Genomic DNA, 26,600 nt, shown 5'->3' on the forward strand with positions numbered 1-26,600 from the left:
ATTTTTATCTAATAACATACGAAAAGAGCAGATTTATTTCTGCTCTTTTTTGTGGGATTGATTTTAAAGTTGAAATAATCAACTAAACGAGTTCGTCAATAGATGTGTAGTCCTTGTTGAGGCCTTCTGCAACTGGCTGACTGGTGATGTGGCCTTGGTAGGTTGTGACACCTTGACGCAGGCCTGGGTCATCTTCAATGGCTTGTTTGAAGCCTTTCTCTGCCAAGGCTTCAATATAAGGAAGGGTGACATTGGTCAAGGCGATAGTAGAAGTGCGGGCTACGGCACCAGGAATATTAGCAACTGCATAGTGGAGGACACCGTGTTTTTCGTAAACAGGCTCGGTGTGAGTCGTTACGCGGTCAGCAGTTTCAATAACACCACCTTGGTCAACGGCTACGTCAACAATGACAGAGCCTGGACGCATTTGCTTAACCATATCGTCTGTCACTAGTTTCGGAGCTTTCGCACCTGGAATGAGGACAGCGCCAATCACGACATCTGCCTCTCGAACGCTAGCTTCGATATTGAACGGATTAGACATGAGGGTCTGGATTTGATGGCCAAAGACATCTTCTAGGACAGACAGACGCTTAGCGCTGATATCCAGAATAGTCACTTGAGCACCTAGTCCTAGAGCGATACGAGCGGCATGGGTCCCTACGACTCCGCCACCGATGATGGTAACTTTTCCTTTTGGAACGCCCGGTACACCACCGAGAAGTACGCCAGATCCGCCTTCACGCTTAGTCAGGAAGTGGGCTCCGATTTGGACCGCCATCCGACCAGCTACCTCACTCATAGGTACCAAGAGTGGCAGTTGTCCATCTTGATCGCGGACGGTTTCATAGGCCAGACCAGTCGTCTTGGCATTTGTCATAGCATCTGCTAGCTCAGGAGCGGCAGCCATGTGCAGGTAGGTAAAGAGTAAGAGGTCATCGCGGAGGAAGCTATATTCGGCTGCCAGAGGTTCTTTGACCTTGACCACCAGCTCAGCTGCCCAAGCTTCTGCAGCAGTAGGGACGATTTTTGCACCTTGCTTTTGGTAGTCTGCATCTGTAAAACCAGATCCCAGCCCTGCATTTGTCTCAATCAGCACTTCATGTCCTTTACCAACGAGGCTTTGAACACCAGCTGGTGTCAGAGCGACACGATTTTCATTGTTTTTGATTTCTTTTGGAATACCGATTAACATAAAAAATATGCTCCTTTTTTAAGATGTTTTTATTGTATATGAAAACGCTTCAAAAATCAAGAAAAAATCGGAGCGGTTTGCTTTCGTTAGTGAATTGTGCTATTCTGTTAAGAAAAAATAGGAGGCCCCGATGGAAAATATCTATGTCAAACTGGCTCGTCATACCAGACTGGAAACTGAGCGGTTGATTCTGCGTCCAGTGACCTTGGAAGATGCCCCAGCGATGTTTGAGTACGCTTCGGATGAGGAAAATACTCGCTATACCTTTGAGACTAACAAAAGCCTGGAAGAAACACGCAATAATATCGCTCTCTTTTATCTGGCCAATCCTCTGGGGCGCTGGGGAATAGAAATGAAGGAAAGCGGCAAATTCATCGGGACTATTGACCTGCATAAGATCAGGCTGGACTTGAAAACGGCGGCTATCGGATACGTAATCAATAAAAAATACTGGAATCTGGGATATACGACAGAGGCCAATCGCGCAGTAATCAAGCTAGCTTTTGAGGAAATCAGAATGAACAAACTTGTAGCGCTGCATGATGTGGATAATCCAGCATCTGGCCGAGTTATGGTCAAGTCGGGTATGAAATATTCCCACGAAGAGCCTTACGCATCACTAGACAAGCATGAGAAAGGTCGCATTGTGACACGGGTTCATTACTATCTGACTAGGGAAGATTATTTTGCAAAAAAATGAGAAAGGATATTGACAAGCACCTATCTACATGATATATTAGATAGGTACGCTGATTTAGCTCAGTTGGCAGAGCGCATCCATGGTAAGGATGAGGTCGCCGGTTCGATCCCGGCAATTAGCATCTTGTAATACAAGGTTGGGTTTTCCCAGCCTTTTCTTTTTGTCAGTTATAGCAAATAGTGAAAGGCAAAGTTTCGGGAAGGAATATAATAAAAATAGCTGCTTTTGTCTTTGCGGTGAGTGGTTGATAAATCTGCTCTGCTATTTTCCAAAACCCTGCCCTCGGCTCCCTAAAGTGAGTCAAAATATGATATAATAAGGTAATACTAGCAAAGCGGGTAAGATATGTATATCGAAATGGTAGATGAGACGGGTCAGGTTTCGGAAGAGATTCTTAAACAGACTCAGGAAATTTTGGAGTTTGCGGCCCAGAAAACGGGCAAGGGAAATAAGGAAATGGCTGTGACTTTTGTCAGCAATGCGCGCAGTCATGAACTAAACTTGGAATATAGAGATACGGATCGGCCGACGGATGTGATTAGCTTGGAGTATAAGCCTGAGCTGGACATCGCTGTTGACGAGGAGGATTTGCTGGACCATCCTGAGCTAGCTGAGATGTTGGAGGATTTTGACGCCTATATCGGCGAGCTGTTCATTTCAGTGGACAAGGCGCGTGAGCAGGCAGAGGAATACGGCCACAGCTTTGAGCGGGAGATGGGCTTTTTGGCAGTGCATGGTTTTCTGCATATCAACGGCTATGATCACTATACGCCGGAAGAAGAAGCAGAAATGTTTGGATTACAGGAAGAAATTTTAACTGCTTATGGACTCACAAGGAAATAACAAACGCAAATGGAAAAATCGAGATGTGGTCTCGAGTCTGGAATTTGCTTTAACCGGTATTTTTACAGCTTTTAAAGAGGAGCGCAACCTGCGCAAGCATGTCCTTTCGGCTTTGGCAGTGATAGTTGCGGGACTGATTTTTGACTTGTCCGCGATAGAGTGGCTCTTTCTCTTTTTGAGCATTTTTCTGGTCATTGCCTTTGAGATTGTCAATTCTGCCATTGAAAATGTCGTGGATCTGGCCAGCGATTACCACTTTTCTATGCGGGCCAAGAATGCCAAGGATATGGCAGCGGGAGCTGTTCTGGTCGTGTCTGGCTTTGCTGTTGTGACAGGGCTGATTATTTTTGTTCCCAAGATTTGGGATTGGATTTTTTAAAGATTTGAAAATCGGGGGAGACTGCCGATTTTCTGCTGTTTTTATGGAAATAATAGAGGTAAAATAATGACTTTTAAATCAGGTTTTGTAGCTATTTTGGGACGTCCTAATGTTGGGAAATCAACCTTTTTGAATCATGTTATGGGGCAAAAAATTGCCATCATGAGCGATAAGGCTCAGACCACTCGCAATAAAATTATGGGGATTTACACGACGGATAAGGAGCAGATTGTCTTTATCGATACGCCGGGAATTCACAAACCTAAGACGGCTCTAGGGGACTTCATGGTAGAAGCAGCCTACAGTACCTTGCGTGAGGTGGATACTGTCCTCTTCATGGTGCCAGCTGATGAGCCGCGTGGCAAGGGCGATGACATGATTATCGAACGCCTGAAAGCGGCTAAGGTGCCAGTTATTTTAGTGGTTAATAAGATTGATAAAGTCCATCCAGATCAGCTTTTAGCCCAAATTGATGATTTCCGTCAGCAGATGGACTTCAAAGAAATCGTGCCGATTTCAGCCCTGCAGGGCAATAATGTGTCCCATCTTATTGATATTCTCAGTGAGAATCTGGAGGAAGGCTTCCAGTATTTCCCAGAAGACCAGATTACCGACCATCCGGAGCGCTTTCTGGTGTCAGAGATGATTCGGGAAAAGGTTTTGATGCTGACACGGGAGGAAATCCCTCATTCAGTCGCAGTGGTCGTTGATAGCATGAAGCGAGACGAGGAGACGGACAAGGTCCATATCCGAGCGACTATCATGGTGGAACGTGACAGTCAAAAAGGCATTATCATTGGTAAAGGCGGATCCATGCTGAAGAAAATCGGATCCATGGCTCGGCGCGATATTGAGCTCATGCTGGGGGACAAGGTCTTCCTAGAAACTTGGGTCAAGGTCAAGAAAAACTGGCGGGACAAGAAGCTGGACTTGGCGGACTTTGGCTATAATAAGAAGGAGTATTGAGGTTTTCTAAGCTAGTAAGTGAGGTGATGGAAATGCCATCATTATTCATTGAAGAAAGAGGGCAGCAAAATCCAAAAAGTATTATCTTTTTGCATGCTTCGGGCTCTAGCAGTCAGATGTGGCGACACCATGTTGCTGCGCTTGAGCAAGATTTTCATTGCATTCTTGTGGATTTACCTGGTCACGAAGCCAGTCATAATATTGAGTGGACAAACTTTAATGATGTCGTGGAAATGATTGTGGCTGTCATTAAAAGCAAAGCACATGGCAAGCCGCACTTGGTTGGGCTTTCATTAGGCGGTTCACTCATTCTTAAGTTGTTGGAAAAACATTCTAGCCTTATAGATAGAGTCATTGTGGATGGGGCAAGCTCTCAGCCAATTAAGGGCTATCGCAAGATTATTGCCATTGTCTATCTAATCTCTTTCTTGAAAAATACTAAATTTGTAGCCAATTTCCTGACAAAGATGATGCAAGAGGACGGAGCACCTGTCCAAGACGTTCAGCGCTTTGTTACAGATTTCCAAAGAGCTGAACGACGCTCATTTCGACGTGCGATGTCACAGGCAAATCTGCTGAGACTTGACTTGCAGTTTGATAATCCTGCTTTCTTTATCTCAGGTGGGAAAGAAGCCGAAACCATTCATGACTGGCACCGCAGGTTGGCACAGAAAAATGCTAGGTCTGAATGCGCCTACTATCCTGATAAAGGGCATGCTTGGCTTTTTAGTGATGTGGATACGCATATTCAGTTGCTGCGCTATTTCTTTCAAAACGCTGCCTTCCCAGAGAAATTGAAAGGATTTTGATATGGACTACATTTCCTATATTCGCTCCAAGGTGGGACATGATAAGGTTATCCTGAATTTTGCTGGTGGGATTCTGGCAGACGAGGAAGGTCGTGTGCTTCTGCAGTTGCGAGGCGATAAGAAAACATGGGCGATTCCTGGAGGAGCTATGGAGCTCGGGGAGACTTCTCTGCAAGCAGCCGTGCGTGAGTTTTACGAAGAGACAGGCGTTTCTGTTGAAGCCAAGCGCTTGCTGAATGTTTATACTAATTTTGATGAATCTTATCCTAATGGTGACAAAGTGCAGACGGTTGTCTTTCTGTATGAATTGCAAGCGCTGGAGGATTTTGATATTTCCAATTTTCATAATGAGGAAACACTACGGTTAGGCTTTTTTTCTAAAGAAGAAATAGCAGAGCTGGAAAATCTATCGGATAAACACCGCCTGATGCTGTATGAGTATTTTTCGGACAGCTTTGCTATGGGGCTTTGATATTGAGAATACTAAGAAAGGAGCTTTATGCCTGAATTACCTGAAGTGGAAACGGTTCGGCGCGGTTTGGAGCGTCTGGTTGTTGGCAAGACGATTGGGCAGGTGCGGGTCCGCTATGCCAAGATGATTGGTACGGGAGTGGATAGCTTTGTCCATGACTTGCCAGGTCAGACCATTGAAAGGATTGGCCGTCGGGGCAAGTATTTGCTCTTTTACCTGACGGGTGGAGTGCTGGTTTCCCATCTGCGAATGGAAGGCAAGTATCTTTTTTATCCTGATGAGGTGCCTGAGCGCAAGCATGCTCATGTCTTTTTCGAGACGACGGATGGTGGAACGCTTGTTTATGAGGATGTTCGCAAGTTTGGGACCATGGAGCTGTTGAGAAAGAATCAGCTGGAGGCTTATTTTGCTGCCAGAAAGCTTGGTCCTGAGCCGACAGATTCGGACTTTCTTTTAGCGCCTTTTGCCGCAGCTTTGAGTCGTTCCAAGAAGCCCATAAAACCCTATTTGCTGGAGCAGACCTTGGTCGTTGGTCTGGGCAATATCTATGTAGATGAGGCCCTTTGGCGGGCGCGGATTCATCCGGCAAGGCCAGCAGCTAGTCTAAAGCCTGCTGAAGTGAAGCGACTGCGTGAGCAGATTATAGAAGTTTTGCAGCTGGGGATTGAAAAGAGAGGATCGACCATTCGGACCTACCGCAATGCTTTGGGTGAGGATGGCACTATGCAGGATTTTCTGCAGGTCTATGGAAAGACTGGTCAACCTTGTGCTAGATGCGGCAGCCCGATTGAGAAAATTAAGCTGGGCGGACGCGGTACACATCTCTGTCCTCATTGCCAGAAAGCGAGGTAGCTGTCATGGTAAGAATTATCGGTATCACTGGCGGCATTGCTTCGGGTAAGTCAACAGTGACAGAGTTTTTGAGGCAGCAGGGCTACCAAGTTATTGATGCGGATCAGGTAGTGCATGAGCTGCAGGAGCCGGGGGAACGGCTTTATCAAGCTCTTTTATCTACTTTTGGCTCATCTATCTTACAGGAAGATGGGCGCTTGGATCGGCCTAAGCTGGGAGCTATGATTTTTGGGAATCCCGAACTCTTGGAGCAATCCAGTCAAATACAAAATCAGATTATCCGCGAGGAACTGGCTGGCCGGCGAGATTTGCTGGCAGAGATGGAAGACATCTTTTTTATGGATCTTCCCTTGCTGTTTGAGTTACAATATGAAGATTGGTTTGACCAGATCTGGCTGGTGGACGTGACGAAGGAAACTCAGCTCAGTCGCCTTATGACTCGAAATGCTCTCAGCCAGGAAGAGGCAGAAAAACGCATATCAGCTCAGCTATCTCTCCGAGAAAAACGAAAGAGGGCGGACGTGTTGATTGATAACAATGGCTCGCTTGAGGAAACTCGACAGCAGATTCGCGATGCTTTGCAGAAATTAGAAAGAAGATGATTTATCACGTCACAAGTTAACTGGAAACATAACCTGAAAGTCGCTTGGTTTGGGAACTTCCTAACTGGTGCCAGCATTTCTCTGGTGACGCCTTTTATGCCACTTTTCGTGGAGCAGCTTGGGGCTAGTGGTCATGAGGTGGAGTATTACGCTGGGCTAGGGATTTCACTCTCTGCAATCTCAGCTGCGCTGCTCTCTCCTGTCTGGGGAAGTCTGGCCGATCGGTATGGCCGTAAGCCTATGATGATACGTGCAGCTACTGCCATGGTTTTCACGATGGGCGGCATTGCCTTTGTACCCAATATTTTCTGGCTCTTACTCCTACGCTTTCTAAACGGTGTTTTCGCTGGTTATGTTCCCAACAGCACAGCTCTGATTGCCAGTCAGGCTCCCAAGGAAAAAACGGGTTATGCTCTGGGAACTCTCTCGACCGGTGTCGTTGCGGGTAATCTTATGGGGCCATTTATTGGGGGTCTGATTGCGGAGATGTTCGGTATCCGCAATGTCTTTCTTCTGATTGGCGGCTTTTTTCTAGTGGCAGCCTTGATGACCTTTTATTTGATTCGGGAGGATTTTGCGCCAGTAACCCGACAAGAAGAGGTAGGCTTTAAGGAATTGTTGCGTCAACTCAGGTATCCTAAGATGCTGATTAATCTCTTTCTGACCAGCTTTGTTATCCAATTTGCTGCTCAATCCATCAGCCCCATCCTTTCCCTCTATGTCAGAGAGCTGGGGCAAAAGGACAATCTGATCTTTGTTTCGGGTCTCATCGTTTCTACCATGGGACTTTCCAGCATGATGAGCTCCAGTATTCTGGGGCGGTTAGGAGACCGTATCGGCAATCACCGGCTTCTGGTGCTGGCTCAGTTCTATTCAATCCTGATTTATCTGCTCTGTGCCAATGCTGGCTCCCCTATGCAGCTAGGCTTTTATCGCTTTTTATTTGGCCTAGGAACAGGGGCGCTGATACCGGGTGTCAATGCTCTGCTAAGTAAGATAACACCCAAGTTTGGAATCTCTAGAATTTTCAGTTATAATCAGATTTTCTTTTATCTGGGTGGGGTGGTCGGCCCTATGTCTGGATCGGTTATTGCGGCAGCCTATGGCTATCATTCAGTCTTTTATGCAACAGCAGGGCTAGTTGCTGTCAGTATGCTGGCCAATCTCTTTAGTTTTCGAAATTTATTTAAAAAGAAGGATATCTAGTGCGCGTTAAAATAAATTTAAAATGTTCCAGCTGCGGCAGTCAGAACTATCTGACCAGCAAAAATACTAAAACGCATCCGGAAAAAATTGAGGTTTTAAAGTATTGTCCTAAGGAAAGAAAAGTTACTTTACATCTTGAATCCAAGTAGATTTTATGATAAAATAGATAGGATTTTAAGGAGTTTTTATTTATGTACAACCTATTATTAACCATTTTAGTCATTTTATCAGCTATTATTGTCATTGCAATTTTCATGCAGCCAACCAAAAATCAGTCCAGTAACGTCTTTGATGCCAGTGCCAACGACTTGTTTGAACGTCCTAAGGCACGCGGTTTTGAAGCTGTGATGCAGCGTATGACGGGAATCATGATTTTCTTCTGGCTACTGATTGCATTGGTATTAGCAGTATTATCTAGTAAATAAAATGGGCTCTGACTTCGTCTTGGCCTATTTTTTAAGTTTTAAAGAGATTTAGCAAGGATGAAGAAAGAACTCATCAAGAGAAGAGGAATATGAAATCAGAAATCATTGAATATTTAAAAGAAAGGCAGCAGGCTAGCGTAGATGAGCTGGCGGCTGCTTTGGGGAAAGAGTCTTCCAAGGACTTTAGTAGCTTGGTCAAGACCATCTCCCAGATGGAAAGAAAGCATCAGATTCGCTTTGATGACAAGGGGCGGATTGAGCTTTATGAGAAGAAAAAGCAGGAGCATCTGACGCTCAAGGGTGTTTTTCATGCCCACAAGAATGGCTTTGGCTTTGTCACCTTGAATGAGGAAGAGGATGATCTCTTTGTCGGCCGTAATGATGTCAATCATGCCATTGATGGCGATACGGTGGAAGTAGTCATTACCAAGGTGGCAGACCGGATCAAGGGAACATCAGCTGAGGCTAAGATTATAGATATTTTGGAGCACAGCCTGACTTCAGCCGTTGGCCAGCTGGTTCTGGATGAGGAAAAGCCCAAGTATGCGGGTTATATCCGCTCGAAAAATCAGAAAATAAGCCAGCCTATTTATGTCAAAAAACCAGCTATGGTTCTGGATGGTACAGAGGTGCTCAAGGTCGCTATTGACAAATATCCGACCAAGAAACACGATTTCTTTGTGGCTAGTCTGGTCGATGTAGTTGGTCATGTCAATGATCCAGGTATTGATGTATTAGAAGTGCTGGAGTCGATGGACATTGTCTCCGAATTTCCAGAAAAGGTCTTGGAAGAAGCCGAGCGAGTTCCAGATGCACCGACAGAGAGTGATTTGGCAGGGCGTTTGGACCTGCGCGAAGAGATAACCTTCACCATCGATGGAGCGGATGCCAAAGACTTGGACGATGCTGTCCATATCAAGCGCCTGAAAAATGGCAACTTTGAGCTTGGTGTCCATATCGCAGATGTGTCCTACTATGTCAAAGAAGGCTCTGAGCTGGACAAGGAAGCCCTCAATCGAGCGACCTCAGTCTATGTGACCGACCGAGTGGTGCCTATGCTACCAGAGCGCCTGTCCAACGGAATCTGCTCGCTCAATCCAAATGTGGATCGGCTGACCCAGTCGGCTATCATGGAGATAGATGCTAAGGGGCGCGTGGTCAAGCATACCATTACTCAGACTGTCATCAAGACGACCTTTCGCATGACCTACAGTGATGTCAACGACATCATTGCTGGAAATCAGGAAAAAGCTGAGCAGTTTAAGGCCATTGTGCCTAGTATTGACAGCATGGTACGGCTGCATGAGATTCTGGAAAGTATGCGCTTTAAACGCGGTGCGCTTAACTTTGACACCAATGAAGCCAAAATCATGGTCAATAAGGAAGGCCGGCCGGTGGACATTGTCCTGCGTCAGCGGGGAATTGCTGAGCGCATGATTGAGTCCTTTATGCTGGTGGCGAATGAGACGGTGGCTGAGCATTTTGCTAAGCTAAATCTGCCCTTCATCTATCGGATCCACGAGGAGCCTAAGGCGGAGAAGGTGCAGAAGTTTATCGACTACGCCTCTAGCTTTGGGATTCGGATATACGGGACGGCTAGCTCTATGAGTCAGCAGGCCCTGCAGGATATTATGGAATTGGTCAAAGACCAGCCTTATGAAGATGTCCTGTCCATGATGCTTCTGCGCTCCATGCAGCAGGCTCGCTACTCTGAGCACAATCACGGCCACTATGGTCTGGCAGCGGAGTTTTATACGCATTTCACCAGTCCGATTCGCCGCTATCCGGATCTTCTGGTTCACCGGATGGTACGGGATTATGGAGAGTCTAAAGAAATAGCAGAGCATTTTGAGCAAGTAATTCCAGAGATTGCCAGTCAGTCTTCCAGCCGAGAGCGTCGGGCTATCGAGGCCGAGCGTGAAGTCGAAGCCATGAAAAAGGCTGAGTACATGGAAGAATTTGTTGGGGAAGAGTTTGACGGCGTAGTTTCAAGCGTGGTTAAGTTTGGACTCTTCGTAGAGCTGCCTAATACGGTCGAGGGCTTGATTCATGTTACCAACTTGCCAGAGTTTTACAACTACAATGAGCGGACTATGACCCTGCAAGGAGAAAAGTCTGGCGTGGTCTTCAAGGTCGGTCAGCAGATTCGCATCAAGCTGTTCCGAGCGGATAAGGCCACGGGCGAGATTGACTTTGAATACCTGCCTAGTGAATATGACCTGATAGAAAAGACCAGTAAGACTGGCAGAGGTAAGTCGGGCAGAAAGAGACGTCGTGAGGATGACAAGCGCAGCCATCCTTCCAAAGAAAAAGGCTATAGAGATAAGAAAGATAAGAAGTCCAAGAAAGGTAAGAGCCAGAAGGCATTTTACAAGGAACTAGTCAAGAAAGGAGCCAAGTATGGCAAAGGGAGAAGGAAAGGTCGTCGCGCAAAATAAAAAGGCCAGACACGACTACACCATCGTAGATACCATCGAGGCTGGCATGGTGCTGACCGGTACGGAAATCAAGAGCGTCCGTGCTGCCCGTATCAATCTAAAAGATGGCTTTGCCCAAATCAAGAACGGTGAGGCCTGGCTCAGCAATGTCCATATCGCGCCTTATGAAGAGGGCAATATCTGGAACCAAGAGCCTGAACGTCGCAGAAAGCTGCTGCTGCATAAGAAGCAGATCCAAAAGCTGGAGCAGGAGACAAAGGGAACTGGTATGACGCTGGTGCCGCTCAAGGTCTATCTCAAGGATGGCTATGCGAAGCTGCTCCTGGGCTTAGCCAAAGGGAAGCACGATTACGACAAGCGCGAGTCCATCAAACGCCGCGAGCAAAACCGCGACATCGCAAGACAAATGAAAAACTTTAATACAAGATGAAAGACTGGGTGACCGGTCTTTTTTATTTTAGGGAGCAAGTTTTCCAGTTATTCGATTGTCTTCGATGACTTTTCTAATTTTAAAAAAAGAAGTGAGCATAATAGTTGATAAGTAACCATCCAGGTGATATACTTGTTCTTGTATCAGATACAAGTTTATGGAAAAGGAGTTTCTATGGATACAAAATTCTCAGTGGCTTTGCATATCTTGACAATGATTAGTGAGAGTAGGGAGACTTTGAGTTCGCAAAACTTAGCGACGAGTGTAGGAACTAATTCTAGCTATATCCGAAAAGTCATTACCTTGTTGAAAAATGCAGGTTTAATTATTTCTCATCAAGGTAAATCGGGCTACCAACTCGGCAAATCTCCTAAGAAGATGAGTTTACTTGAGATTTATTATGCGACCCAAGAAGTTAAGCACATTAGTTTGTTTCAAATGCATCAGAACGCTAATCAAGAATGTCCTGTCGGACAAAATATTCAAGAAGCGGTCTCGCCAATTTTCGCTAGCACAGAAGCTCAGCTAGAAAAAGCACTAAGTCATCAAACATTAGATGATGTCATCAATAATTTATATAAAACAGCTAATCAAGTTCGAAACTGACTTGTAAAATCTTAGTTTTAAAAACAAAAATACAGTCTTGCACTTGATGCAAAGAAGATAAAGGATAGAAAAGAGATTATAATGAAAGCAGCACTACATACAAAATACGATAAAAAGAACATCAACCTTACGATAACAGAAATAGCAAAGCCTATCATTACAGATAATCAAGTTTTGGTTAAGGTCACTGCAGCGGGAGTCAATCCTTTGGACAATATGATTTCCCGAGGAGAAGTTAAGATGATTGTTCCTTACAAATTGCCGCAAACAGCTGGAAATGAAGTTGTTGGAGTTATTGAAGAACTTGGAAGCCGTGTCAGCAACTTCAAACTTGGCGACCGTGTTTTTGCTCGCCTCCCACTTGATCATATCGGAGCTTTTGCGGAATATGTTGGTGTAGATAGTGAAGCCTTGGCAAAAGTTCCAGAATATTTGACAGACATAGAAGCCGCTGCGGTACCTTTGACAGCTTTGACTATTATGCAAGCTCTTGAGCTTATGGGAGCTCAAGCTGGTAAAACAATCTTCATCTCTGGAGGTACAGGTGGTGTTGGTGGCATGGCGATTCCTATTGCTAAAGCAAAAGGCTTGAAGGTCATCACGAATGGTGCTGCTGCTAACGCTGAGCGTGTCTTGAAACTGGGGGCAGATCGCTTTATTGATTACAAGACGGAGGATTATACAAAAACTGTCAGCGATGTGGACTATGTTTTGGATACACTTGGTGGTTCTGAAACAGAGAAGCAAATGTCTATCATGAAAAAAGGTGGACACTTGGTTTCTCTTCGAGCGATGCCAAATGGTGCTTTTGCTAAACGTATGAACTTGCCAAAATGGAAACAAATCTTGCTAGGACTTGCTGGTCGTAAGTTTGATAAGATGGCTGAGAAGTATGGTGTTCATTATCATTTTATCTTTGTTGAAAGTAATGGTGCTCAATTACAAGAAGTGGCAGATATTTTCAGTAAGCTTGAAATCAAACCATCTATTGATACAGTTTACTCGTTTGATGAGGTGAATGCTGCTCTCGACAAGGTTGCGAATGGACGTTCACGTGGGAAAACAGTTCTCAGCTTTGAATAATTAGAAAGAAGTTTATGTCTTACATTACAACAAAAAATCAATGCATCTCTGTTGCCGGCAATCAAATTGCCTATCGTGAACTTAGCAAGGGTAAGTCTGACTTTCCGCTTGTTATGTTAGTTCACTTGGCTGCGACCTTGGACAATTGGGATCCAAAACTTTTAGATTTGATTGCGAAAGAGCATCATGTCCTTGTCTTAGACCTACCAGGTGTTGGGGCAAGTCAGGGAAAAGTTGCAACGACTATCCCAGGCATGGCAGAGCAAACCATCGCCATTATAAGTGATTTAGGTTACAATCGTATCAACCTTTTAGGACTGTCTATGGGCGGTATGATTGCTCAAGAAATAGTTCGTATGGATTCTGATTTGGTTAATTGTCTTATTTTGGCAGGAACTGGTCCTCGAGGTGGATTTGAAATGGATAAGGTTACCGGAAAAACATTCAAATATATGTTTAAAGCTGCCCTTGAGCGTATTGACCCAAAACGCTATATTTTTTACAATCATGATGAGCAAGGTAAAGTAGAGGCTTTGAAGGTTTTAGATCGTATGGGCGCGCGGACTGAGGAATTTAAGGACAAAGACATGAAAATTGCTGGTTTCTTAACGCAGCTCAAGGCAATCAAGGCTTGGGGACAAGCTCCACAAGACGATCTGAAATATATCACTCAACCAACCTTAATTGTGAATGGTGATAAGGATATGCAAGTCCCAACAGAAAATTCTTATGCTATGCATGAAAAGGTAGAAGGCAGCAAACTTCTTATCTATCCAAATGCTGGACATGGTTCCATTTTCCAATATGCGGATGAATTCTCAAAGGAATTGTTGAGGTTTTTGGCAGCATAAATAGTCAAAATGCTAGGGTTAAAAAAGGACATAGCAACTTTCATACAAGATAAAAGACTGGGTGACCGGTCTTTTTTTAGTTTTATCTTAGTGATTCTCATCTACAGTAGCCATCTTAAATTGTTCGTTGTCGAATTTACCAAACAGAAAAGTTCTGACTAATTTGCCACTTGTCAAGTCTGTGCTTTTCGAGTATGATAAAGACAGTTAAATTATTCGTAGCTTTGCTTTTAGAGAAAGGATTTTTTATGACAGAAGAATTGCTAGCTTATAAACGTATGCCGCCGTGGACGGCCGAGACAATGCCAGAAGCGGTAAAGAGAAAGCACAATACCAAAGAGGGAACTTGGGGCAAAATCACTGTTCTCAAGGGACGACTTAAATTTATAGAGATGTCAGAGGAAGGTGAGGAGCTGGCTGAGCACATCTTTGAGGCTGGTCAGGACAATCCTTTTGCCCAGCCCCAAGCTTGGCATCGGGTCGAAGCCCTGACAGATGATTTGGAGTGGTATTTGGAGTTTTACTGTCGGCCTGAGGATTATTTTCCTAAGAAATACGGCAGCAATCCCGTTCACTCAGAGGTTTTGGAAGCTATGCAGACAGTCCAACCAGGACGGGCGCTTGATTTAGGCTGCGGTCAAGGTCGCAATACTCTCTTTCTGGCCAAGCAGGGTTTTGAAGTGACGGCTGTAGATAAGAATGAGCTGGCACTGGAGATCTTACGGAGCATTGTGGAGCAGGAGGATTTAGATCTGCTAGTGGGTAGCTACGACATCAACTCAGCTAGTCTGACTCAGACTTATGATTTGATCGTTTCCACTGTTGTACTTATGTTCCTGCAGGCGGAGCGGATTCCGGATATTATCCGCAATATGCAAGAACATACAGCGCTTGGCGGCTACAATCTCATCGTCTGCGCTATGGATACAGAGGACTTTCCATGCTCTGTGCCCTTTCCTTTTACTTTTAAGGAAGGCGAGCTTGCCGATTATTACAAGGACTGGGAGTTAGTTAAGTACAATGAAAATCCTGGCCACCTCCATCGCCGGGATGAAAACGGCAATCGAATTCAGCTGCGCTTTGCGACTATGCTGGCTAAAAAGGTTCAGTAAAAGATGCTAGGACAGAACTAAATTTTTAAAAATTTAACTTAGCTCACTTATTTTGAGGTTCAGGTTTAAAAGGTCTGGGAGACAATTTAAATTGTCTCAGCCTCAATATTTTTTGAACATAATAAAGCTAGACTGAGGCATTTTTGTCTCAGTCTTTTTTATTTTGGTAAAAAACTTTAGAAATATTTTAGAATTTCTTGAGAAATATCTGAAGTTTGAAGGCTATACTAGAAAGTGCAAGGGGGAGAGAAAAGAGCTGGAAGCAACAGGACAGCTGGTAGAAAACTTTAGTTTTTCTTTAAGTGTGACTCTAGACCAGATCACTTTTAAAAGCAGACTGAATGACCTTATTTTCTCCTCTTGCGGCAATTTTTTCCAGACCTTCAGTTTTCTGTTGACGAGGAAAAAAGAATATGTTAAAGTAAATGAGTAAAATAAAAAAGTCAATTATATTTTACTTAATATACAAGGAGGAACTCATGAAGAAAAGAACAAAAATCATTCTAACTTCTACGTTGACTGTGACCGGCCTAATCTTAGCTGCCGGTGGCTACTGGGCTTATAAGACCTTTGTCCCTCAGGAGACACCGATCGATAAGAATGCCACAGTGAGGACCAATTACTATCAAGCCATCAATAAAAAATGGCTGGAAAAGGCAGAGATTCCTAGCGATCAGCCGTCTAACGGTGTGTTTTATGAGCTGAACGAGCAGGTCAAGGACAAGATGAAGGCGGATGTCAAAAATCTAGTCTCTGGTAAAGAAGAGTCAACGATTGAAGGCATGCCTGAGTTTATCAAATACTACCAGCAAGCGACGGACTTCAAGCAGCGGGAAAAGGATGGCCTAGCCCCTCTCAAGTCCTATCTCAAGGAAATTGAAGACTTGTCCGATCTAAAGGACCTAGCTAGCAAGGCTGTTGACTGGGAAAAGCGTGGTCTAGCTCTACCGTTTACTTTTGAAATTAGTTCTAACCTAGAAAATACCAATCAGAAACAAGTGAATCTGTCCAGTCCAAGTCTTATGCTGCCGGATAAGAGCTATTATGAAGATGAAGGTGCTAAGAAAAGGATGATGGATCCGCTGGAAAAAGCATTCAAAGAAGCCTTTCAAAAGCTAGGCTATAGTGAAAAAGAGAGCGAAAAGATTGTCAAAGAAGCTTTAGAATTTGATGGAGAACTGGCCAAGTATGCCCAAAGTAATGAAGAAACTTCGGAAATTAAAAATCTTCACCATCCTAAGACGGCAGAAGACATCAATGCCTACTCTGATACCTTTAAGTTTCACGATATTATCAATGACTATCTAGGCCAGGAATCTGGTGATGTCAATGTACCTAACCCTAAGTATTATGAAAATTTTGCCAAGGTAGTTAATGACAAGAACTTTGGCAAGCTCAAATCTTGGATGCTTGTGAAGCAGGCGGCATCAGCATCTAGTTTTCTAACCGATGACTATCGGCTGATTTTTGCAGAGTACCAAAAATCCTTGCAAGGTACTAAGGAAGCAACTTCAAAAGAAGATGCAGCATACAATCTTACAACAGGAACTTTTTCAGATGTCTTTAGTCTTTACTACGGTCGCAAATATTTCGGTGAGGAAGCCAAGCAAGAAGTGACCCAAATGGTCAAGGATATCAAGGAAGTTTATCGGGAACGCATGCTGAAAAACGAATGGCTGTCAGAAGAAACCAAGCAGAAGGCAGTCAAGAAGCTGGATACTATGAAACTCTATATCGGCTATCCTGAAAAAGTTCGCGAAGTGACTAAGACTTTGAAAGTAGACGATAAGAAATCCTTCTTTGAGAATGCAATTGCTTTGAGTCAGGCAAAACATCAATATGATGTTGAACACTTCTCTGAGCCAGTAGACAAGGACGAGTGGCTGATGCCTTCCTACGATATCAACGCTTACTACTCACAGGAAAATAACAGTATCAACTTCCCAGCCGCAATCCTGCAGAATCCATTCTTTGATGTTAAGCAAGAGATGGAAAAGAACTACGGCGGTATCGGTATGGTTATTGGTCACGAGATTACTCACGCCTTCGACTCAAACGGTGCAAACTTTGATGAAGAGGGGAATTTGAACAATTGGTGGACAGAAGCAGATAAGAAAGCTTTTGACAAGAAAATTGAAGCTGTTACCAAGCAGTGGGATGGTATTGAAATCTACGGCGGCAAGGTCAACGGCAAGCTTACGGTAACAGAAAATGTAGCCGATGCAGGTGGACTTTCAGCTACTCTAGAAGTCGTTAAAAAGAAATATCCAGATGCAGACTTGAAGAATTACTTTGAAAACTATGCCAATATCTGGAGAAGCAAGGCCAGTCTGCAATTTAATCAACTTCTCTTGAAGGTAGATGTCCATGCTCCGTCCGAACTGCGGGTCAACCAGCAACTCAAAAATGTAGAGGCCTTCTATGAAACCTATCCAGAAATTAAAGAAGGTGATGCCATGTATCTGGCTCCAGATAAGCGGGTCAGCGTATGGTAAGATTGCTTGTCTAGAGAAGACGGTAAATATGAAGCACAACCAGTTTGGAAATAGGAGAGAAGTTTGTTCTTTTTCTCCTATCCATTCTTTCCTGCGACACTTGCGCGGCTGCGGGTTGTGCCTCCGCAGCCACGTATCTTTAAAGTCAGATTTTATCTGGCTTTTTTCTATTTTGAAATGAATTATTTATCTAGTAAATCTTACACGTCAAAAAAAATGAAATCGCTTGCAAAACCTGGTATAAAAGGCTATACTGAATATAGTATTTAATTTTGTAATTTTTTACAAAAAAACAAAGGAGATATTTTTATGAAAAAAATATTGTTTCGTTCCTTGTTAGCTCTTTCGGCCATTTTTCTCTTTCCTTTCCAAGTGGTCGAAGCCTGCACAGGATTTATCGTCGGGAAAGACCTGACTGCAGACGGCACGACGCTTTACGGTCGGACGGAGGACTTGGAGCCCAATCATAATAAGGTCTTTCTGGTTCATCCGAGAAAGACCAATGCGAGTGGTGCTAAGCTGGTCGATGAAACCAACGGCTTTGAATGGACCCTGCCGGCAGAAAGCTACAAGTATACCTCGGTATCAGATGTGACCCCATCCCAAGGTATTTTTGACGAGGTTGGCTTCAATGAGTACGGAGTTTCCATTTCTGCGACTGTTTCTGCCAAGGCTAATGATGCCATTCAAAAGGTGGACCCTTATGTAGAAAATGGCTTGGCAGAGTCTATCTTGACAACCGTCGTTCTGCCTCATGTTCAGACTGCCCGTCAGGGTGTGGAGCTGATGGCACAGATCGTCAGAGAGCAGGGAGCAGCAGAGGGGAATATTATCACCATTGCTGACAAGACCGGTGTCTGGTATATGGAAATCCTATCTGGTCACCAATATGTTGCTATTAAATTCCCAGATGATAAGTATGCTGTCTTTCCTAATACTTTCTTCTTGGGTAGTGTTGACTTTGATGATACAGAAAATGTCATTGCCTCAAAGGGTGTTCAGGATGTAGCCAAGCAAGCTAATTCTTATAAAGAAATTGACGGCAAATTCCATATTTCTCAGTCCTACAATCCACCGATGGCAGAGGCAGATCGTTCACGTGCCTGGGCAGGTATCACCAGTCTAGATCCAAATGCGACCGTGTCTTATAATGACTCTTACTTTGATCTCATGCACTCCACAGACAGAAAGATTAGTGTAGCAGATGTCATGGCTATGCAGCGCAATCGCTTTGAGGGTACTCAGTTCAAACCGCTGGACCAAATGGAGCTAGATGGTAAGGGGCTGCCACAACGCGGTACGACAGACCCTGTTTACAAATATCCGCTGGGCAATCCAAATGTTATGGAAGCTCATATCTTCCAGCTCAAAGACGGCGTTCCAGCCAATATGGGCGGTGGTACTATGTGGCTGGCGGTAGGCAGCCCTCGCTTTTCACCTTACCTGCCTTATAATGGCAATATCACAGATACTTACGATGCTTATAAGGTAAACACAACTAGCTACAGTCCAGGCTCTTGGTACTGGGTAGCATCTCATATCTACGATATGGCGGCCAAGCATCAGGACCTCTTTGGCGGTTCTGTCCAAGACAAGTGGAAGGCCTTGGAAGCCCGCTTTATTGAGGAGCAAAATGCTCTAGATGCAGCCAATGCAGCTCTGCCAGACTCTTCGGCCAAAGTCACAGAGGAAACACAGGCTCGAGCAGCGCAAGTCTTTAAGGAAATGAAAGAGCTAGAAGCTGAAATGGAAGCTAAAATCAAGGAAGCAGCAAACCCCACTCCTTCCAGCTCCAGCAAAGACTCTAGCAGCGCTTCATCAACTCAAAGCTCGTCAAGTTCTTCCTCTTCGGCAACTTCTAGCAGTTCTGATACACGGACGGAAGTCAATGTAGAAGAGGACAGCTTGGTAGATGCCGCAACTGGCATTCGCTTGAAAAATGCTGACTTGGTCAAGGCCGGTCATCAGCTGTCAGTGAAAAAACTGGAAAGCAAGATTCAGCCGACAGATACCTATGACATTAGCTTGACCAATCCGAATGGTCAGCCGGTGCATCAGGTCAGTCCAACTCTTGTGACGATCCCAGTCCGCAAAGATCTGCCAGTAGATGCAGTCTATGCTCTGGATGAAAATGGCAAGCAGGTTGAGAAATTTGATGTAACAGTTAATCAAAATCAGACTATCAGCTTCACGACCAATCATTTCTCTGTTTACCAAGTGCAGTATCGAAATGAGCAGTCCGTCAAGGCCAAGAAAAAAGACCTGCCATCAACAGGTGAGCAAGTCACCATCATGGGCCTTGCAGGCTTGATTATCCTAGCAGGAGTCTTCTTCCTTTTGAAGAAAACAAAGAAAAACTAATCTAAAATAAAAAGAAGGCCGAGCAAAATGTTCGGCTTTTCTTAGTGGAAGAAACGACTTTTGTCTAGGCTAGCCTTCAAACTAGAGCCCTTATCTCAAATAATCATAGTTATAAGTAGTCAAAATTATGTCAGTGAGTTCTTCAGGTTCTTCTTGAGCTCCGCCGGCTATCCAAAGAGAAATAATCCCCTCAACACTGGATAGGAAGATTTCTAGGGCGTATTTCTGAGGGATATGGAAGTTCTCTTCTAAAAAACGCTGGGTAGCAGCCTTTTGCTTATCACTCAGAATGATACTGGTTATGTACTCCCGAATAGCTTCCCGAAAGTCAATATAATGGCTTCTGGTCAGGGCATTGATAAGACGTTCATTAGCTCGCAGTATATGAAATTTTGCTATCATTAACTTTTTAGGATATTCGTTCTCTGCTTCAAACAAGCTATAACTAGAAAGTTGGGAAATAATTTCTTTTTTGAGACTATCAACCATCTGATACTTATCTTGGTAGTGGAGGTAGAAGGTGCCGCGGTTAATCCCAGCCCGCTTGCAGAGTTTGCTGATGGAGATAGTATCAAACCTTTCCTCTGATAGCAGCTGAATCAAGGCTTCCTTGATGTCTTCCTTAGTGCTGGTTTTTCTTTTCTGGATCATTTTTTCTTCCCTTTTTGCTTAAATCAACACTTTGTTGATTTTTGATTATTGCTTTTTATCTAAGCTCATTATATAATATCTGTGATTTAGAATCAACAGCTTGTTGATTTAAGGAAACGAGCTTTGAAAAGGAGAGAAACGATATGGCTTATATTGAAATGAAAAATAGCTTTAAACGTTATCAGATGGGGGATACTGAAATAGTCGCCAATCACGATATTTCTTTTGAGATTGAAAAAGGGGAACTGGTCATTATCCTAGGTGCTTCTGGCGCTGGTAAGTCTACGGTACTTAATATCCTTGGCGGTATGGATACCAATGATGAAGGAGACATCCTGATAGACGGCCAGAATATTGCTGACTACAATTCCCACCAGCTGACGGACTATCGCCGCAATGATGTGGGCTTCGTCTTTCAGTTTTATAATTTGGTGCCTAACCTGACGGCCAAGGAAAATGTCGAATTGGCTTCTGAAATTGTCAAGGATGCTCAAGATCCAGTGGCAGCTTTGAGCGCGGTTGGTCTGGAAAAGCGCCTCAATAATTTTCCAGCCCAGCTATCAGGCGGGGAGCAGCAGCGGGTGTCTATCGCTCGGGCTGTGGCTAAGAAGCCCAAGATTTTGCTCTGCGATGAGCCGACAGGAGCTCTAGACTACAATACCGGCAAACAAGTACTGCAAATCTTACAGGACATGTCCCGCAATCAAGGGGCTACGGTGATTATCGTGACCCACAATGCTGCCTTGGCTCCCATTGCTGACCGGGTTATCCGCATGCACGATGCGAGAGTCAAAAGTGTTACGGTGAATGAATCGCCTCAGGATATAAGTACATTGGAGTATTGATATGAAGAGAAAGATTTATTGGAAAGATATTCTGCGCTCCTTCACTAGCTCTAAAGGACGTTTCCTATCTATTTTAATCCTCATGATGCTGGGTTCTTTAGCTCTCGTGGGGCTTAAGGTCGCTCCACCCAATATGCGCAGAACAGCAACAGATTATTTGAAAGAGCAACGAACCATGGACTTGGCTGTTATGGCGGACTATGGTTTGGATGCGGAAGATCAGAAAGAGCTGGAAGCTATTAAGGGAGCTGATGTCGAGTTTGGCTATCTGACAGATGTCACCGTAGACGAGGAGGCCCTACGAGTATTCTCGGATACTACGGATATTTCAAACTTTCAAGTGACCTCCGGTCGTCTTCCCAAGAATGCGCAAGAAATTGCCCTGGCTAGCTTTTGGTCTAGAAAATATAAACTTGGTCAGGTGATTGATCTGACCGAGAAAGCAGGCAGTCGGTCAGTTCTGAAAAATAAGACTTATAAGATTGTGGGTTTTGTCAACTCAGCAGAGCTCTGGTCTGATAGAAATTTGGGCAGTGCAACTAGTGGCAGCGGAGCTTTATCGGCCTATGCTGTAGTCAGCCCCAAGGTCTTTGATACAGATGTTTACAGTATTGCCCGCCTGCGCTATCATGATTTAGAAAAGCTGGCTCCCTTCTCTGCAAGTTATCAGGAGCGTTTGGAGCAGCACCAGACTGCTTTGGACAAGAGCCTTGAAGATAATGGAGAGGCCCGGTTTAAGCGATTAGAGGCGGATGCCAAAAGCACCGTTCAGGATGGTGAAGATAAGATTGGTCAGGCTGAGAGTGAACTGAGTCAAGGGAGAAAGCAATTAGAGCAAGCTCAGAATCAGCTAGACCAGCAAAAAAGCCAGCTAGCGGCAGCTCAATCCGCTTCTATCTTCCCTCCTGCACAGCTCAGCCAGAGCCAGCAACAGATTCAGGAAACTGAGTCCCAGCTCAATCAGAAAAAAGTAGAGCTAGCTCAGGCAGAGAAAGACTTATCAGCTAGCAAGGACAAGCTAGCTGACGCTAAGGCAAATCTAGGTCGTTTGAAAGAGCCGGCCTATCATAGTTATGACCGCAAGTCTCTGCCAGGTGGTAATGGCTATCATATGTATAAAAACTCCATGAATAGTATTGCGTCGATTGGTAATATCTTCCCGGTGGTGCTCTATCTGGTGGCAGCTATGGTGACCTTTACCACCATGACTCGCTTTGTTGATGAAGAGCGAACAAATGCAGGTGTCTTTAAGGCCTTAGGCTATCATAGCCGAGATATCATTCGCAAGTTTGCTCTTTACGGTTTGGTGGCGGGGAGTCTAGGTACCCTCATAGGAATTCTGTTGGGGCATTATTTCTTGTCGGGAGTGATTTCTTCTATTATTACTAGAGGAATGGTGCTTTCTGCCCCTCATGCATATTTTTATGTTTCCTATAGTTTACTTGCCCTTGGACTCTCCCTTCTATCCAGTGTTCTCCCTGCCTATTTGGTGGCGAGGCGGGAGTTGACAGAAGAAGCAGCTCACTTGCTTTTGCCCAAGCCACCGGTCAAAGGCTCCAAGATCTTTTTGGAAAGACTGTCCTTTATCTGGCGGCGCCTTAGCTTTACTCAGAAAGTCACAGCTCGCAATATCTTTCGCTATAAGCAGCGGATGTTTATGACCATCTTTGGTGTGGCGGGTTCTGTTGCCCTGCTCTTTGCCGGTCTAGGACTCCAATCTTCTATTGGTGGTATTCCAAAACGTCAGTTTGAGGAGATTCTGCGATACGACTTGATTGTCGCTGTCAATCCTGGGGAGAATCAAGCTGAGCAAGACAAGCTGAAAAAGATGTTGGCTGATGGCTCGATTGCTGATTATCAGGAGATCTATAGTGAAACCTTGTCAGAGAAATACAAAGGAAGAAAAGAGACCGAATCAGTCACTTTGATGGTTACGGACAAAGAAAATTTTGAACCTTTTATTTCTATGGAAAGTCCTGACAACCAGCAAAAGCTGACTCTCAAGGACGGTGTAGTTGTTTCGGATAAATTGGCCCGCATAGCTGGAGTTAGCCCCGGTGGTAGTATAGAGCTGGGTGGCAAGTCTGTCAAGATCGCAGCAGTCAATGAGAATCATTTTGGCCATTTTGCTTTTATGAAGGCAACTGACTACCAGAAGATTTACGGCAAAAAGCCCGAGAAAAACACTTATCTAGTGCGACTCAAAAACCCTTCTAGTAAGAATATTGTGGACAAGGCCAATGAATTTATGAGCCTCAAGTCTGTCAAGAGTGTTTCTCAAAATGCTAGCATGGTGAAGCAGTTCAACGTTCTAGCTGATTCTCTTAATAATACAATGCTGGTTTTGGTGCTGATTTCCATTCTTTTAGCAGTTGTCATTCTCTACAATCTGACTAATATCAATGTAGCTGAGCGGATTCGCGAGCTGTCCACTATCAAGGTTTTGGGCTTCCATAATAAGGAAGTGACCCTCTATATCTATCGAGAGACCATTATTCTGTCAGTGATTGGGATGGCAGTTGGGCTTCTAGGCGGTTTCTTCCTGCATCGTTTTTTGATTGAGAAGGTTGCGCCTAGCATTATCAGCTTAACCCCTCAAGTAAGTCTCTCAGTCTATCTGTTTCCTCTAACAGCGGTGACTCTTATTCTGACCTTGCTTGGCTTCTTTGTCAACTACCGTCTCAGACGAGTAGATATGCTGGAAGCACTCAAGTCTGTTGATTGATAAAAAGACTTCAAAACTTTCACTCACTTGATGGGTGGAAGTTTTTTTGAACTTTGATATAATATTCCTTGTAAAGAAAGAGAAAGACACACAATGACACGAAAAATTGCCTTATTATCCGATGTGCATGGGAATAGCACAGCCTTGGAAGCAGTGCTGACGGATGCGGAAAGCCAGCAAGTGACAGACTATTGGTTTTTGGGGGACTTGCTCCTGCCAGGAACCGGTCGCAGAAATATCTTAGATAGGATGGAGCAGCTGCCCATCAGTCTCCAGGTCAGGGGGAATTGGGAAGACAGTCTCTGGCATGCCCTGCATCAAAAGTTAGACTTGACACGTCCCAGCCATCTCTACCTGACCCGGCTCTGCCATTTTGTCCTAGAGGAAATCCGTCCTGAAGAGATTGACCGCATGCAGGAACTTCCTCTGCAAGTCTTGACAGAAGTGGAAGGATTGAAGATTGCGGTCAGCCACCATCTGCCAGATAAGAATTGGGGACGGGAGCTGATTCATATTGGCGAGCAGAGCGATTTCGACCGCCTTTTTGATGGGAATGACTGTGCTGTTGCTGTTTATGGTCATATTCACCAACAGTTTCTCCGCTACGGGACCAAGGGACAGCTGATTATCAATCCCGGTTCTATTGGTCAGCCGTTCTTTCTAGATTCAGCTTTGCGTCAGGACTTGCGAGCCCAGTATACCATTTTAGAGATAGATGAGACGGGTCTGGCTGATGTCGACCTTCGGCGCGTGGCCTACGATGTGGAGCAGGAGCTGAGATTGGCGCGGGAGCTCCACTTGCCTTACTATGAGATTTATCGGGAGAGCTTGGTCAATGGTATCCACCATACCCATAACCACGACCTGCTGCGGGAAATCAGTGAGCGGGAAGGCTATGCAGATGAGATTGCAGCTTTCTTAAAGTCCAGTCGTAACTCTTGAAGTTACACCCTTTTTGGGATATAATAGTGAGAGAAAATGATGAGGGAGGAGAGAAAATGCAGATTTCCAGCCGTTTTACCATTGCCACTCATATGCTGATTGTACTGGCTTTGGAGGGAAAAAAACAAAAACTGACAAGTGATATCCTTGCTGGCAGTGTTGGCGTCAATCCAGTTATTATTCGCAAAACCCTGTCTCAGCTCAAGAATGCCGGGATGATTACCGTTGCTCGTGGGACTGGAGGAGCAGAGATTGCCAAAGATTTGAAAGACATTAGCCTGTTGGACGTCTATAGCGCGGTTGAGTGTCTGGGCAAGAGCGGCCAGCTCTTTAGCTTTCATGACAAGCCCAATCCAGACTGTCCTATCGGCAAGAACATTCACAATGTTTTAGATGACCGCTTGGCAGCTATTCAGGCAGCTATGGAAGCTGAATTGGCTCAGACCAGTCTTGACGAAGTTGTCGCAGCAACCGAAAAAGAAATTAAAGAACAATCTGTTTCCTAGGAAGCAGGTTGTTTTTTGGTGAATAATATTCCGAGATGTAATTATTGACATTACATTAGGATGTGCTATACTAATAGATGTAATATAAATGATTACAATTTAATTAAATCTTCGGAGCAAATAGAGATGCGGAAAACCATATCAAGGAACCTATCTCTGTTTTGGAGAAATAAAAAAAGATGGAGCAGGAGCACTGCTGAAATTTAAAATTTAAGAGAGGAGAAAAACATGACTTTTGAATATCAAAGCAAGATTTATCTAGGAGAGGTGGCACTTTATGTGGCTGATTTAGCAAGACAAAAGGACTTTTATCAGCGTGTTTTAGGGCTGGAGCTTTTGGAAGAGCAGGACAGACAGGTTGCTTTGGGCAGGGACGGACAAGCGCTGGTGAGGCTCTTAGCAACCAGTGACCGACAGCCCGTCAAGTCGGCTTACGGTCTTTATCATTTGGCGCTTTTGCTTCCAAGTCGTCAAGCTTTGGCGGATATCCTTAAGCATTTATCAGAGAATAAAGTTCCTATGGTTGGAGGGGCAGACCACGGTTATAGTGAAGCCATTTATCTGGAGGATCCAGAAGGCAATGGCATTGAGCTTTATCGGGATAAACCTCAGACTGATTGGGATATTCGAGAAGATGGCCGCATTATCGGAGTGACGGAAGCGCTCGCGGCTCAAGAAATCTATGAACTAGGTCAGGAAGTCCAACCATTTAGTATTGCGGAAGGCACTCGTATGGGCCATGTCCATCTGTCTGTGAAAAATAGCAGAGCTGCCAGTCATTTTTACCAAAAGCTTCTAGGCTTGGAGGATAAATTTTCTGTACCTTCTGCTAGCTGGTTGGCATCAGGGAACTACCATCATCATTTAGCCGTCAATGAGTGGGGAGGTTCTCACTTGAATCATCGCCAACCTAAGCAAATGGGACTAGCCTATTTTGAAGCGCAAGTAAAAGGGAAAGAAGACCTAGTAGCTATTTATGAAAATGCTCTGGACTTGAAGGCACTAGTCCGATGGATTAGCTCTCAAGAGCTAGAAGTCACAGACCCAGATGGGATTGTGGCAAAAATTAAGACAAGAGTGGTATAATAAGGCATATCAAGAAGCTA

26 protein-coding genes and 1 tRNA gene are annotated in these 26,600 nt (G+C 44.5%); 25 read left to right on the top strand and 2 right to left on the bottom strand.

The annotated features are described in order from the left end of the window. Nucleotides 1-82 precede the first annotated feature (82 nt). Nucleotides 83-1,195, bottom strand: coding sequence for an alanine dehydrogenase (gene ald, locus K1I80_RS00960; RefSeq protein WP_223313354.1), 1,113 nt, complete (start codon nt 1,193-1,195; stop codon nt 83-85). A 130-nt stretch (nt 1,196-1,325) separates the two neighbouring features. Between ald and K1I80_RS00965 the strand changes: the two genes are divergently transcribed. The 20 genes from K1I80_RS00965 (at nt 1,326) to K1I80_RS01060 (ending at nt 19,825) form a co-directional block, all read left to right on the top strand. Continuing rightward, nucleotides 1,326-1,895, top strand: coding sequence for a GNAT family N-acetyltransferase (locus K1I80_RS00965; RefSeq protein ID WP_223313353.1), 570 nt, complete (start codon nt 1,326-1,328; stop codon nt 1,893-1,895). 48 nt (nt 1,896-1,943) lie between these two features. Next, a tRNA-Thr gene (locus tag K1I80_RS00970) sits at nt 1,944-2,016 on the top strand. Between the two features lie 224 nt (nt 2,017-2,240). Then, nucleotides 2,241-2,738, top strand: coding sequence for an rRNA maturation RNase YbeY (gene ybeY, locus K1I80_RS00975; RefSeq protein WP_002909250.1), 498 nt, complete (start codon nt 2,241-2,243; stop codon nt 2,736-2,738). Beyond that, nucleotides 2,719-3,117: a diacylglycerol kinase family protein gene (locus K1I80_RS00980; RefSeq protein ID WP_002894866.1), complete on the top strand. Its 399-nt coding sequence runs from the start codon at nt 2,719-2,721 to the stop codon at nt 3,115-3,117. Before ybeY ends, K1I80_RS00980 begins: the two co-directional genes overlap by 20 nt. A 66-nt stretch (nt 3,118-3,183) precedes the next feature. Then, nucleotides 3,184-4,083 (top strand): GTPase Era, encoded by a 900-nt coding sequence (era, locus tag K1I80_RS00985; RefSeq protein ID WP_002894867.1) that lies wholly within the window; start codon nt 3,184-3,186, stop codon nt 4,081-4,083. Between the two features lie 26 nt (nt 4,084-4,109). After that, a complete protein-coding gene (locus K1I80_RS00990) occupies nt 4,110-4,892 on the top strand; it encodes an alpha/beta fold hydrolase (RefSeq protein ID WP_223313352.1) in 783 nt (260 codons plus the stop codon). Nucleotide 4,893: 1 nt separating this feature from the next. Continuing rightward, on the top strand, nt 4,894-5,364 hold the full coding sequence (locus tag K1I80_RS00995) for an NUDIX hydrolase (RefSeq protein ID WP_002909253.1): 471 nt from the start codon (nt 4,894-4,896) through the stop codon (nt 5,362-5,364). A gap of 27 nt (nt 5,365-5,391) precedes the next feature. Continuing rightward, entirely contained in the window at nt 5,392-6,216 is an 825-nt protein-coding gene (gene mutM, locus K1I80_RS01000) for a DNA-formamidopyrimidine glycosylase (protein WP_223313351.1), read from the top strand. 5 nt (nt 6,217-6,221) lie between these two features. Continuing rightward, nucleotides 6,222-6,818 carry a dephospho-CoA kinase gene (gene coaE, locus K1I80_RS01005; protein WP_223313350.1) on the top strand — a complete coding sequence of 199 codons (597 nt, stop codon included), beginning with the start codon at nt 6,222-6,224 and terminating at the stop codon, nt 6,816-6,818. Between the two features lie 3 nt (nt 6,819-6,821). Beyond that, the gene (locus tag K1I80_RS01010) at nt 6,822-8,024 is read left to right on the top strand and encodes a multidrug efflux MFS transporter (protein WP_317627743.1); all 1,203 of its coding nucleotides are present in this window, start codon (nt 6,822-6,824) and stop codon (nt 8,022-8,024) included. Next, nucleotides 8,024-8,173 carry a 50S ribosomal protein L33 gene (gene rpmG / locus K1I80_RS01015; protein ID WP_072074309.1) on the top strand — a complete coding sequence of 50 codons (150 nt, stop codon included), beginning with the start codon at nt 8,024-8,026 and terminating at the stop codon, nt 8,171-8,173. The genes K1I80_RS01010 and rpmG overlap by 1 nt, the downstream gene beginning before the upstream one ends. Nucleotides 8,174-8,215: 42 nt before the next feature. Then, nucleotides 8,216-8,449: a preprotein translocase subunit SecG gene (gene secG / locus K1I80_RS01020; protein WP_002894878.1), complete on the top strand. Its 234-nt coding sequence runs from the start codon at nt 8,216-8,218 to the stop codon at nt 8,447-8,449. 89 nt (nt 8,450-8,538) lie between these two features. Further along, nucleotides 8,539-10,887, top strand: coding sequence for a ribonuclease R (rnr, locus tag K1I80_RS01025; RefSeq protein WP_223313349.1), 2,349 nt, complete (start codon nt 8,539-8,541; stop codon nt 10,885-10,887). After that, nucleotides 10,850-11,317: an SsrA-binding protein SmpB gene (gene smpB / locus K1I80_RS01030; protein WP_002894882.1), complete on the top strand. Its 468-nt coding sequence runs from the start codon at nt 10,850-10,852 to the stop codon at nt 11,315-11,317. Before rnr ends, smpB begins: the two co-directional genes overlap by 38 nt. A gap of 174 nt (nt 11,318-11,491) precedes the next feature. Continuing rightward, nucleotides 11,492-11,923 (top strand): Rrf2 family transcriptional regulator, encoded by a 432-nt coding sequence (locus K1I80_RS01035; RefSeq protein ID WP_009659354.1) that lies wholly within the window; start codon nt 11,492-11,494, stop codon nt 11,921-11,923. A gap of 81 nt (nt 11,924-12,004) precedes the next feature. Then, nucleotides 12,005-13,006 (top strand): NADP-dependent oxidoreductase, encoded by a 1,002-nt coding sequence (locus tag K1I80_RS01040; RefSeq protein WP_223313348.1) that lies wholly within the window; start codon nt 12,005-12,007, stop codon nt 13,004-13,006. A 14-nt stretch (nt 13,007-13,020) separates the two neighbouring features. After that, entirely contained in the window at nt 13,021-13,857 is an 837-nt protein-coding gene (locus tag K1I80_RS01045) for an alpha/beta fold hydrolase (protein WP_223313347.1), read from the top strand. A gap of 248 nt (nt 13,858-14,105) precedes the next feature. Next, nucleotides 14,106-14,969, top strand: a complete 864-nt coding sequence (gene tehB, locus K1I80_RS01050) for an SAM-dependent methyltransferase TehB (RefSeq protein WP_223313346.1) — start codon at nt 14,106-14,108, stop codon at nt 14,967-14,969. A gap of 425 nt (nt 14,970-15,394) precedes the next feature. Then, nucleotides 15,395-17,464, top strand: a complete 2,070-nt coding sequence (locus K1I80_RS01055; protein ID WP_223311698.1) for a M13-type metalloendopeptidase — start codon at nt 15,395-15,397, stop codon at nt 17,462-17,464. Nucleotides 17,465-17,773: 309 nt separating this feature from the next. After that, a complete protein-coding gene (locus K1I80_RS01060; RefSeq protein WP_223313345.1) occupies nt 17,774-19,825 on the top strand; it encodes a C69 family dipeptidase in 2,052 nt (683 codons plus the stop codon). Between the two features lie 90 nt (nt 19,826-19,915). Here the strand turns inward: K1I80_RS01060 and K1I80_RS01065 are convergent, their stop codons facing one another. Next, nucleotides 19,916-20,476, bottom strand: a complete 561-nt coding sequence (locus K1I80_RS01065; protein WP_223313344.1) for a TetR/AcrR family transcriptional regulator — start codon at nt 20,474-20,476, stop codon at nt 19,916-19,918. 143 nt (nt 20,477-20,619) lie between these two features. Between K1I80_RS01065 and K1I80_RS01070 the strand changes: the two genes are divergently transcribed. From K1I80_RS01070 to K1I80_RS01090, 5 genes are all read left to right on the top strand, one after another. Then, nucleotides 20,620-21,321 carry an ABC transporter ATP-binding protein gene (locus K1I80_RS01070; protein WP_223313343.1) on the top strand — a complete coding sequence of 234 codons (702 nt, stop codon included), beginning with the start codon at nt 20,620-20,622 and terminating at the stop codon, nt 21,319-21,321. A 1-nt stretch (nt 21,322) separates the two neighbouring features. Continuing rightward, entirely contained in the window at nt 21,323-24,046 is a 2,724-nt protein-coding gene (locus K1I80_RS01075) for an ABC transporter permease (protein ID WP_223313342.1), read from the top strand. A gap of 93 nt (nt 24,047-24,139) precedes the next feature. Next, a complete protein-coding gene (locus K1I80_RS01080; protein WP_223313341.1) occupies nt 24,140-24,988 on the top strand; it encodes a metallophosphoesterase family protein in 849 nt (282 codons plus the stop codon). A gap of 56 nt (nt 24,989-25,044) precedes the next feature. After that, the gene (locus K1I80_RS01085; protein ID WP_002912933.1) at nt 25,045-25,494 is read left to right on the top strand and encodes an Rrf2 family transcriptional regulator; all 450 of its coding nucleotides are present in this window, start codon (nt 25,045-25,047) and stop codon (nt 25,492-25,494) included. A 228-nt stretch (nt 25,495-25,722) separates the two neighbouring features. Then, nucleotides 25,723-26,580, top strand: a complete 858-nt coding sequence (locus K1I80_RS01090; RefSeq protein ID WP_223313340.1) for a VOC family protein — start codon at nt 25,723-25,725, stop codon at nt 26,578-26,580. The last annotated feature ends 20 nt before the right edge of the window (nt 26,581-26,600 follow it).

Source organism: Streptococcus sanguinis, assembly GCF_019929225.1.
GTDB classification, from domain to species: domain Bacteria; phylum Bacillota; class Bacilli; order Lactobacillales; family Streptococcaceae; genus Streptococcus; species Streptococcus sanguinis_J.

Bases quoted from the DNA above. Each gene is read 5' to 3' on its own strand.
- K1I80_RS00995 (WP_002909253.1), top strand. From the start codon at position 4,894: ATGGACTACATTTCCTATATTCGCTCCAAGGTGGGACATGATAAGGTT.
- K1I80_RS01060 (WP_223313345.1), top strand. From the start codon at position 17,774: ATGAAAAAAATATTGTTTCGTTCCTTGTTAGCTCTTTCGGCCATTTTT.
- K1I80_RS01085 (WP_002912933.1), top strand. From the start codon at position 25,045: ATGCAGATTTCCAGCCGTTTTACCATTGCCACTCATATGCTGATTGTA.
- K1I80_RS01080 (WP_223313341.1), top strand. From the start codon at position 24,140: ATGACACGAAAAATTGCCTTATTATCCGATGTGCATGGGAATAGCACA.
- K1I80_RS01045 (WP_223313347.1), top strand. From the start codon at position 13,021: ATGTCTTACATTACAACAAAAAATCAATGCATCTCTGTTGCCGGCAAT.
- ald (WP_223313354.1), bottom strand. From the start codon at position 1,195: ATGTTAATCGGTATTCCAAAAGAAATCAAAAACAATGAAAATCGTGTC.
- mutM (WP_223313351.1), top strand. From the start codon at position 5,392: ATGCCTGAATTACCTGAAGTGGAAACGGTTCGGCGCGGTTTGGAGCGT.
- ybeY (WP_002909250.1), top strand. From the start codon at position 2,241: ATGTATATCGAAATGGTAGATGAGACGGGTCAGGTTTCGGAAGAGATT.
- K1I80_RS01090 (WP_223313340.1), top strand. From the start codon at position 25,723: ATGACTTTTGAATATCAAAGCAAGATTTATCTAGGAGAGGTGGCACTT.
- K1I80_RS00965 (WP_223313353.1), top strand. From the start codon at position 1,326: ATGGAAAATATCTATGTCAAACTGGCTCGTCATACCAGACTGGAAACT.
- smpB (WP_002894882.1), top strand. From the start codon at position 10,850: ATGGCAAAGGGAGAAGGAAAGGTCGTCGCGCAAAATAAAAAGGCCAGA.
- K1I80_RS01040 (WP_223313348.1), top strand. From the start codon at position 12,005: ATGAAAGCAGCACTACATACAAAATACGATAAAAAGAACATCAACCTT.
- K1I80_RS01075 (WP_223313342.1), top strand. From the start codon at position 21,323: ATGAAGAGAAAGATTTATTGGAAAGATATTCTGCGCTCCTTCACTAGC.
- rnr (WP_223313349.1), top strand. From the start codon at position 8,539: ATGAAATCAGAAATCATTGAATATTTAAAAGAAAGGCAGCAGGCTAGC.
- K1I80_RS01055 (WP_223311698.1), top strand. From the start codon at position 15,395: ATGAGTAAAATAAAAAAGTCAATTATATTTTACTTAATATACAAGGAG.
- secG (WP_002894878.1), top strand. From the start codon at position 8,216: ATGTACAACCTATTATTAACCATTTTAGTCATTTTATCAGCTATTATT.
- K1I80_RS01035 (WP_009659354.1), top strand. From the start codon at position 11,492: ATGGATACAAAATTCTCAGTGGCTTTGCATATCTTGACAATGATTAGT.
- K1I80_RS01065 (WP_223313344.1), bottom strand. From the start codon at position 20,476: ATGATCCAGAAAAGAAAAACCAGCACTAAGGAAGACATCAAGGAAGCC.
- era (WP_002894867.1), top strand. From the start codon at position 3,184: ATGACTTTTAAATCAGGTTTTGTAGCTATTTTGGGACGTCCTAATGTT.
- tehB (WP_223313346.1), top strand. From the start codon at position 14,106: ATGACAGAAGAATTGCTAGCTTATAAACGTATGCCGCCGTGGACGGCC.
- K1I80_RS01070 (WP_223313343.1), top strand. From the start codon at position 20,620: ATGGCTTATATTGAAATGAAAAATAGCTTTAAACGTTATCAGATGGGG.
- K1I80_RS00990 (WP_223313352.1), top strand. From the start codon at position 4,110: ATGGAAATGCCATCATTATTCATTGAAGAAAGAGGGCAGCAAAATCCA.
- coaE (WP_223313350.1), top strand. From the start codon at position 6,222: ATGGTAAGAATTATCGGTATCACTGGCGGCATTGCTTCGGGTAAGTCA.
- K1I80_RS00980 (WP_002894866.1), top strand. From the start codon at position 2,719: ATGGACTCACAAGGAAATAACAAACGCAAATGGAAAAATCGAGATGTG.